Below are 8,440 nucleotides of genomic sequence, written 5' to 3' on the forward strand. Positions count from 1 at the left end.
TTTAGGAAAGATCTTCAATACGGTGAAAAAATGGCAAATTCCACGGGTCATCAATACAGATAAAGCAGCGACCTATGGCCATGCTTTATCACGATTAAAGCGAGAAGGAAAATGTCCAGTAGATATTGAGCACAGGCAGATTAAGTATAAAAATAATGTCATTGAATGTGATCATGGTAAGTTAAAGCGAATCATCAGGGCCACATTAGGATTCAAATCTATGAAGACTGCTTATGCCACAATTAAAGGTATTGAAGTCATGCGTGCACTACGTAAAGGACAAGCATCGTCATTTTATTATGGTCAGCCTCAGGGTGAAGTGTGTCTAATCAACAGGGTTTTCGGTCTCTAAGCACTTTTAAAAAGGAACTTCATCGACTCAAATCTCTATTTGCAACAGTGCCATTTTTGTTGACCGTGCTTCAGGTAAAAATACCGACCGACCGAAATTTCAGGAAATGTTGAATTATGTCCGGGAAGGAGACCGGGTGATAGTACATTCCATGGATCGTTTTGCGCGAAGCTTAAAAGATTTGGTGACTGAAGTGGATAAACTGGTCAAACGAGGGATTGCCATCCAGTTTGTAAAAGAAAATATTACTTTTACGGCCCAATCCACCCCGATGGATAATTTGATGCTGCAACTGATGGGTGCTTTTGCACAGTTCGAACGTGAGATCATTTTAGAACGGCAAAAGGAAGGAATTAAACTAGCCTCTACTCAAGGAAAGTACAAAGGCCGGGTACATAAATTAAAACCCGACCAAGCTGAAGCTTTACGGCAGGCATGGAAGGAGGGGAAGTACCCTTCAAAAATGGCATTAGGCCAGGCATTTGGAATTAGTCGCCAGGCGGTATACCGCTATTTAAAAGACAGTGAGTAACTCATTGAAATTTGCGAATAGACTTAGTTTCACGATGAAAATCGTGAAACATTGATTAAATAATAAGTGCAGAAAGCAAAGAATCACAAAGTTTCCGGCCTATAAATTTTTGATTTAGCAATAATTAAATCCCTTACAATTCAAATTTTTCAGCAACGACTTATCTTTGTTAAAATAGTATTAATTTATTTTTTTTAGGACAAACCTTAACCAAATTACAAATTTGTAATTTGGTTGTCATTTAGGTGTATATATCTAGGAATTAGTATATGAAGAAATTATTTTTTGGTCCAAGATATGATTAGATTCAATAATATATATATGAAGATTGTTTTAGTTATTTTTACTATAGTTTTTTCAACCAGTAGTTTTGCTGATGGGGGACTTCGTTTCTTAGAGAAAAATTTAGAAATAATTAACAATGAAAAAAGCAAAGGGTGTGAAGAGAATTAATTCAAAATTATAATGAAGCACATATAACTAGGAAAACTAAAAATTAGTTATTTTTAGTATGGTGTAACTAAGATTAATTAATTTTTTTAAATCGAATGATAAATATATTTATTGTTTTTAATTTATTCTTTACCATTTTTAAATAATCCGAAAAGACTATTTTAAACTTTAGGGTTACATATGCTCCTATACATAGGCAGGAATAAATATGCAACTTAGTATATTTGCAACAATAGTACTGGAAAGATTCATGTAATAATGCTTAAAACTCTCTAATTAGTTAGGGAGGCATTGGAATTGGAGAAAAAAGTAAAGTGCCCACTAGCAAATGTGGTTATTGGAGGGATTATCTCATCAACCCTTCTTATGTTGGTTTTATTACCAATATTGTCCCGGTGGATAAATGAAAAGAAAGCTTCTTGACCAATTATAGTAAGCAATTTTTAGCAGAAATATTGAGGCTTACTCAAGTCTCTCAGCTAATCGTAAATAGAATAAGGAAACTATTGTATGTCAGAAGATCATTCTCAGAGCCACGCGGCTGTTACTGAAGAGAATAGTAAGAAGTTAATATTTACTGTAGGTTTGACCACTACGTTTTAATCGTAGAAATTATAACCGTTTTTATTACTCAAAGTTTAACTTTTGTGATTATCTAAAAACACATAGCGGTCGAATGGCCATATTAACTGACTTAAAATCAGTCGCATACTTTAATGTAGCGGTTCTGATAGCACAAAAGTTCGCAGCATGAAAACGGAACCGGCATAATTGATTTATAGTGAACCCATACACTAAGCATAATGATTTAGAGGACGATAATCCCAATGAAAAAATTCCTTTTAGGAGCTGTTGCCGCATCTGTTTTGGCCTTTTCAGGTAGTGCTATGGCCAATTTTGTGGCAGGTCAGGACTATCAGGTGGTCGCAAAACCAGTCAAAGTCGAAAAACCGGGCAAAATTGAGGTACGTGAATTCTTCTGGTATGGCTGTGGTCACTGTTTCACGTTGGAACCGCATATGCAGGACTGGTTGAAAAAATTACCCAAAGATATCCGTTTTGTACGTACACCTGCTGCAATGAACCCGCTTTGGGAACAGGCTGCACGTGCTTATTATGTTTCAGAAGCCCTGGGTGTGCGTCAAAAAGCACATTTACAGTTATTCCATGATATTCATGACAAGCAGCGTCCAATTTTAGAACAGGCACAATTGGCCAAGTTCTATACCCGTTATGGTATTTCTGAAGAGAAATTTAACACGACTTATAAATCATTCCCGATTTCGTCAAAAATTGCTCAGGCAAAAAATTTGACTGCTCAATATCAGTTAAGCGGTGTACCAGCGGTGACCGTGAATGGTAAATATATTGTGCAGGGCAATGATGCCAAAGTAATTCAGGTGGTGAATTACCTGATTGAAAAAGAGCGTAAAGCCAAATAAGACGCGATTGATTATCTCTAAAAAAAACCTGCATCGAATCTGCAGGTTTTTTTATTTAAACTTAAATAATTGCAAGGGGGGCTTTAAAACGTTTTAATCGTAAAGCATTTCCTAGTACAAATATTGACGAGAGAGCCATTGCACCAGCAGCAAATACAGGAGAAAGTAGCAGTCCAAATTGCGGATAAAGTACACCTGCTGCAATAGGAATCAGAGCTGCATTGTAAACAAATGCCCAAAATAAATTTTCACGAATATTGGTTATAGTCGCTTTGCTTAAAGCGATAGCATTTGGCACTCCTTTCAGGTTGCCAGACATCAAAACCACATCAGCAGCTTCAATAGCTACGTCTGTACCTGTACCTATTGCTAAACCAATATCTGCTTCTGCAAGTGCAGGGGCATCATTAATGCCATCTCCAACATATGCGAGTTTACCATATTGATTTTTTAATTTTTTAACGGCCTCTATTTTACCTTCTGGTAAGACTTCTGCAATAACCTCATCAATACCTAGTTTTTTTGCAATCGCTTGAGCTGTATGACGGTTATCACCTGTAATCATGGCAACCTTTAAACCTAACTGATGTAACGCTTCAATTGCAGCAAATGTTGATTCTTTAATTGGATCTGCTACAGCAATAATGGCAGCAAGTTTCTGGTCAATCGCAACATAGAGAGGGGTTTTTCCTTCTTCTCCCAAACGATCCGAAAATTGAGAAAAAACATTAGGATTCAAACCTAGTTTTTCCATATATCGATCTGCACCAATATGAACCAAATGTTCAGACACCGTTGCTTCTATTCCATAGCCCGTGACTGACTTGAAATCAGCAACAGGAGACAGGATTAATTCCTTATCTATAGCGGCTTGTACAATTGCTCGAGCAATAGGATGCTCAGACTTTGATTCAACGGCTGCCATAAGTGAAAGTACGGCATTGTATTCAAACCCTTCTAAGACATGCAGATCGGTTAAAATTGGTTTCCCTTCAGTCAGGGTCCCTGTTTTATCAACAGCAACCACTTTAGTTTCTTTGAGCAGCTGCAAAGCTTCCCCTTTACGGAATAAAACACCCATTTCAGCACCACGCCCAGTTCCCACCATGATTGATGTAGGCGTTGCAAGTCCCATTGCACAAGGACATGCAATAATGAGTACCGCAACTGCATTAACTAAGCTAAACGTTAGGGCTGGCTCAGGGCCGAAGATAAACCAAGTAATAAAAGTTAAAAGAGAGAGACCCATTACTACAGGTACAAACCACATGGTAATTTTATCAACCAATGCCTGAATAGGCAGCTTGGAACCCTGTGCCTGTTCAACCATTCGGATGATTTGAGAAAGCACTGATGAACTACCAACAGAGGTGGCTTTGATATTTAAGCTGCCACTTTGGTTAATTGTTCCTCCTACCACAGTAGAGCCTATCGTTTTTTCAACGGGCATAGGCTCGCCAGTAATCATGGATTCATCAATAAAACTTTGGCCGTGAATAACTTCACCATCGACAGGGATACGCTCGCCTGGTCTAATCTCTACAATCGTTCCTGTTTGAACTTCGGCAATCGGAACTTCTATCACCTGATTATTGAGCTGTATTCTGGCAACTTTAGGCTGCATTCCAACTAGATGTTGAATTGCTAAAGACGTTCGGCCTTTTGCCTTGGCTTCAAAAAATCTACCTAATAGAATTAAAGTGATAATAACCGCTGCAGCTTCATAATAAACATTGACCGTGCCTTGTGGCAGGACACTTGGAAAGAAAGTAGCAACCACTGAATAAAGATAAGCAGCCAATGTTCCTACAGCCACCAAGGAATTCATGTCTGGTGCTAAGCGGAATAAACTTGGGATGCCCTTTTTAAAGAAGCGTCGGCCTGGAAAAATTAATGCTACTGTGGTCAAGAAAAATTGCATTAACCAGCTATTTTGTTGGCCAATGTTATCCATCATAAACGTATGAAAGGCGGGAATCAGGTGTGATCCCATTTCTAAAATAAAAACGGGTAGAGTCAATAAGACTGACAAAATTAAATCTTTTTTAAGTTTTTCTAATTCAATATTTTTTTTATCTTGAAAGCTTTCCGTAGTTTGATGAACTGACTTTGCTTCAAACCCTGCTTTGGTGACGGCCTGAATTAACGAGTCACGAGTGACAGATGAGCTTGCCTGAATAGTCGCTTTTTCAGTAGCCAGATTTACATGAGCTGATTCCACACCCTCAACAGATTTTAAGGCCTTTTCTACTCGACCTACACAAGAAGCACATGACATACCCTCAATCGTAAGCTCTATTGGTTGCAGCGCTTCCACTTCGTAGCCTGCTTTTTCTACGGCTTTAATTAAAGTAGCGCGATCAAGTGGTTGATGCGCATAAATGACTGCTTTTTCGGTAGCCAGATTTACATGAGCCGATTCAACACCCTCAACAGATTTTAAAGCTTTTTCCACACGGCCTACACAAGAAGCACATGTCATCCCCTCAATCTCTAATGTTTCACTGTAGTGTGGCGTATCAGTCATTTCGGTACTCATATACGATCTCTATCATTTAGATATGCTGAGTTCTATATGCGAAGATCAGCTCGAACCAAGATTATGGGGAATTCAGGGGCTACTTTTATTGCAAGCAAGTACAGATTTTATCTGTACGATGAGGAAAATAAGAGAGAGTAAAAGTGGTAAGGAATTCCCACTGTTACTCTAACAGAGATTAAGCAGGATCAGCTGTAAATCCACGCTCACTGAGAGTTGCAATGACTTTATCCTGACTCACTGTTGTGTTGATTTCAACGATACGGTTTTGTAAATCAATATCGAGTGAAGCATTCGAGTCGAGCTCTTTAATTGCGGTAGTAATGCCGCGTGCACAACCACCACAAGTCATATTAGCGATGTGAAATTTCATATGTTGCTCCTTTTTAACAAAACATTTGTTTAAAACATTAGAACAGTAACTCTAAACTTTCACCATACAACCAGCCTTTTTCTGAATCAGTTACTCGCTGTAACTTGGTCTGTTTACAACCTTACAGTTTTCTTCAGAGTATTCCAAAGAAGAGTGTTCTAATGACTACAGTAAAAGTACTTAACCAACATTAATGTGACTTTAAAATGACATTTTTGTCATCTACGATCACTCTGAAATTTATAAGATTAGTTATTTCAATCAATGGTAGTGAACTGAATAGATGAGACCGTTATGGGTTGAAGATAAGCTAAAAACCGGTGACTACCTTTATGTATAATGCCTCATGATGCGATTTTACTGTTCTGATTGTCGTAAGTTGACAGTCCAGTAGAAACTTTATTGCTCAGCTACAAAAGATAAATGCAGTAATGTTAAATTTCCTCAATTCCCTTATTTTGAAATTCTCTTATTCAATACCCACGACAGTGGTTATATAGCCTGTTGTTAATAGAATTGATAGACCTAATAACATCTCAAATAAAATGGCATGACTAAGGTGTTTAGCGAATTTAGGATGTTGAAGACGCGGGGTGAAATACCATTTGTTGAAGGCAGCTAAAAGTAGAATACTTATAACAAAAAACATTTTAACCATGAAACCATAGCCATATGCAGTATTGATTAAGGTATTAAAATCTTTAATTAAAAGAAGAGCTACACTAGCGCCACAGGCGATTAATATCCCAACAATGAAAGCAGCAATACGTCCAAATACATGCATGCGATCTTTTAAAGGTAAACCACTTATTTCCCGGCTGGTTTTCCATAACGGATATAAAGACCCCATCCATAACGACATAACTAGAATATGGATTGATAATAAAATTTGAGCAAGTAAGGTTAAATTAGCGACATGTCCGAGCTGGGAAAAACTAAAAATAATCGGGATAAGTAAAATACAAAATATTGAACTTTCAATTATAGAAAAATGACCTTTGTTCCTGTTAAGTTTAACCACCATGAGAAGAAGTAAAAGAGCAAAACTAATAGAACGAAGAACGTATATATACCCCGTCGGAGTATTAACCAATATATTAATATACGTGGGGTCCACCATACCTGTAATACCAGTATTGGCAAAACTACCAATCAGAATAAAAAATCCCAAGGTACTGGAAATTAGGCCTAATCCAGCGCCAATTGTAATATATTTAAGAATCGATTCTTTTAGTTCAAGATATTGTCTAAGTAAAAAATAGCAAAAGGCTCCACCAACGACAAAAGCTACACTTAAATATAAAATAACCTTAGTTAACCAAGTGGCCCACATCCAATATTCAGAAATCATTATTTTTGTCCATTCTAGAACAACATGCCAGCACCTCACTGACATGTTGAAAGGTAATCAATTCTTATTTAGTTGATTTGATAGTGAAACTATATTCACCATTCATGTTGTGACCATCTTTCCCCATTGTTGTCCAGACAACGGTATATTTACCTTTTTTCAGTTTCGGAAGAGCGACATCAAAGGATTTCTTTAAGTCATGAGTAACTTTATATTTTAAAGGAACATCTCTTCGCTGAGCATCCAGTAACTTAATATTCATCAACATAACCTCTGCACCAAAGTTAAGGGTCAAGTTCTTTGGTTGACTAAGGATAGATGCATTTTCCGCAGGAATCGCACTCACTAAACTCACATGAGCGAACGTAGTTGTAGTAGCCACAATCATCGTTGCAGCTACTACAACATTACGTAGAGCAGTCATTTTATTTTGAAATAATTTCATTTACGTTTCCTCTTGATTCGTTAGTTCATTAGAGATGACTTTATAAAATCTATATTTAATGAGACCACATCATCTCCTCTTATATTTCAATTATTAGTGAGAGACAGAAACATAGCGATGACTTCAAAATTACATTTTTGTCATTTTTAAATTTTAAAATCTTTAACTATGGTAATCTTATTGAAAAATAATGATCATTTAACAAACAAATTATGTAGGTGGTTGATTTATGAAATGTAGTAATCATTTTGTCTAAGAAAATAGTAGCTATTTAATTTTTTATATTTTAGTTTAAATATAAACATGTTATGTTTAATTTGATCTAATATAAATTTGTGGGCTAAGCACATGACTCAAACACGTCCAAGAATGACCAAATTATTTGAACAGCTTGGTTTAGCTTCTACTGAAGAAGCAATTGCAAAATTCATAGAGAGCCATCAGCTAGCTGGAGATGTTTTTTTAACACAAGCAATTTTTTGGACTGATGCTCAACGTCATTTTTTAGAAGAAAAACTACACTCTGATGGTGAATGGACGACAGTGATTGATCAATTAAATGAGTCTTTACATGAAAATTCAGTAAAATAATTTTCCGTTAGTATTAAGGATCTACATTCTTCCCTGCATTGAATACAACTCATTCATACAGTAGTACTGTTTTGGAGATGGAATCTCTATTATATAAGTAGTAGATTCCTTACTCTGAAATTTGGATTATAAACCCTAATATTAAAAATAATCTTCTTTACCATCTATCGGCTTTGTTGCACAAACCTATCTCTAAAGGCTTATTCCACAATATAATTCTCAAATGAATAAGCCCACACCTAAAATCTATCGTACAACCAATTGGTCTTCTTATAACAGTGCATTAATAAATCGAGGAAATCTCTCAATTTGGTTTGATCCCAAGACTCAATGGTACGCTCAACCCAAAGGTAAACATGGTC

Annotated in this window: 6 protein-coding genes and 4 pseudogenes; 6 read left to right on the forward strand and 4 right to left on the reverse strand. The window is 36.6% G+C overall.

The window, feature by feature from the left end; all coding sequences use genetic code 11:
- From AXW61_RS17810 to AXW61_RS09725, 4 genes and pseudogenes are all read left to right on the forward strand, one after another.
- Window positions 1-352, forward strand: a pseudogene (locus AXW61_RS17810) (IS6-like element IS1008 family transposase); the annotation flags it as partial.
- 52 nt (window positions 353-404) lie between these two features.
- Window positions 405-884: pseudogene (locus AXW61_RS09720) on the forward strand (recombinase family protein); the annotation flags it as partial.
- Window positions 885-1,847: 963 nt separating this feature from the next.
- A pseudogene (locus AXW61_RS17930) lies at window positions 1,848-1,978 on the forward strand (cation transporter); the annotation flags it as partial.
- Between the two features lie 186 nt (window positions 1,979-2,164).
- Window positions 2,165-2,779: a thiol:disulfide interchange protein DsbA/DsbL gene (locus AXW61_RS09725; RefSeq protein WP_004668326.1), complete on the forward strand. Its 615-nt coding sequence runs from the start codon at window positions 2,165-2,167 to the stop codon at window positions 2,777-2,779.
- A 61-nt stretch (window positions 2,780-2,840) separates the two neighbouring features.
- Here AXW61_RS09725 and AXW61_RS09730 read toward each other — a convergent pair whose 3' ends face one another.
- The 4 genes from AXW61_RS09730 to AXW61_RS09745 form a co-directional block, all read right to left on the reverse strand.
- Window positions 2,841-5,318, reverse strand: coding sequence for a heavy metal translocating P-type ATPase (locus AXW61_RS09730; protein ID WP_004281880.1), 2,478 nt, complete (start codon window positions 5,316-5,318; stop codon window positions 2,841-2,843).
- Between the two features lie 178 nt (window positions 5,319-5,496).
- Window positions 5,497-5,691, reverse strand: a complete 195-nt coding sequence (locus AXW61_RS09735) for a heavy-metal-associated domain-containing protein (protein ID WP_004733233.1) — start codon at window positions 5,689-5,691, stop codon at window positions 5,497-5,499.
- A gap of 469 nt (window positions 5,692-6,160) precedes the next feature.
- Window positions 6,161-7,042, reverse strand: a complete 882-nt coding sequence (locus AXW61_RS09740) for a CopD family protein (RefSeq protein ID WP_004733231.1) — start codon at window positions 7,040-7,042, stop codon at window positions 6,161-6,163.
- 64 nt (window positions 7,043-7,106) lie between these two features.
- On the reverse strand, window positions 7,107-7,487 hold the full coding sequence (locus AXW61_RS09745) for a copper resistance protein CopC (protein ID WP_004681441.1): 381 nt from the start codon (window positions 7,485-7,487) through the stop codon (window positions 7,107-7,109).
- A 348-nt stretch (window positions 7,488-7,835) separates the two neighbouring features.
- On the opposite strand from AXW61_RS09745, the gene AXW61_RS09750 reads away from it, so the two are divergent.
- A complete protein-coding gene (locus AXW61_RS09750; protein ID WP_004281876.1) occupies window positions 7,836-8,078 on the forward strand; it encodes a DUF2789 family protein in 243 nt (80 codons plus the stop codon).
- A 223-nt stretch (window positions 8,079-8,301) separates the two neighbouring features.
- Window positions 8,302-8,440 (forward strand): annotated as a pseudogene (locus tag AXW61_RS17500) (IS5/IS1182 family transposase); the annotation flags it as partial.

The organism is Acinetobacter sp. BMW17 (genome assembly GCF_001592855.1).
Classification (GTDB): domain Bacteria; phylum Pseudomonadota; class Gammaproteobacteria; order Pseudomonadales; family Moraxellaceae; genus Acinetobacter; species Acinetobacter johnsonii.

Coding starts and splice junctions, on each gene's coding strand:
- AXW61_RS09745 (WP_004681441.1), bottom strand. CDS start 7,487: ATGAAATTATTTCAAAATAAAATGACTGCTCTACGTAATGTTGTAGTA.
- AXW61_RS09735 (WP_004733233.1), bottom strand. CDS start 5,691: ATGAAATTTCACATCGCTAATATGACTTGTGGTGGTTGTGCACGCGGC.
- AXW61_RS09750 (WP_004281876.1), top strand. CDS start 7,836: ATGACTCAAACACGTCCAAGAATGACCAAATTATTTGAACAGCTTGGT.
- AXW61_RS09730 (WP_004281880.1), bottom strand. CDS start 5,318: ATGAGTACCGAAATGACTGATACGCCACACTACAGTGAAACATTAGAG.
- AXW61_RS09725 (WP_004668326.1), top strand. CDS start 2,165: ATGAAAAAATTCCTTTTAGGAGCTGTTGCCGCATCTGTTTTGGCCTTT.
- AXW61_RS09740 (WP_004733231.1), bottom strand. CDS start 7,042: ATGATTTCTGAATATTGGATGTGGGCCACTTGGTTAACTAAGGTTATT.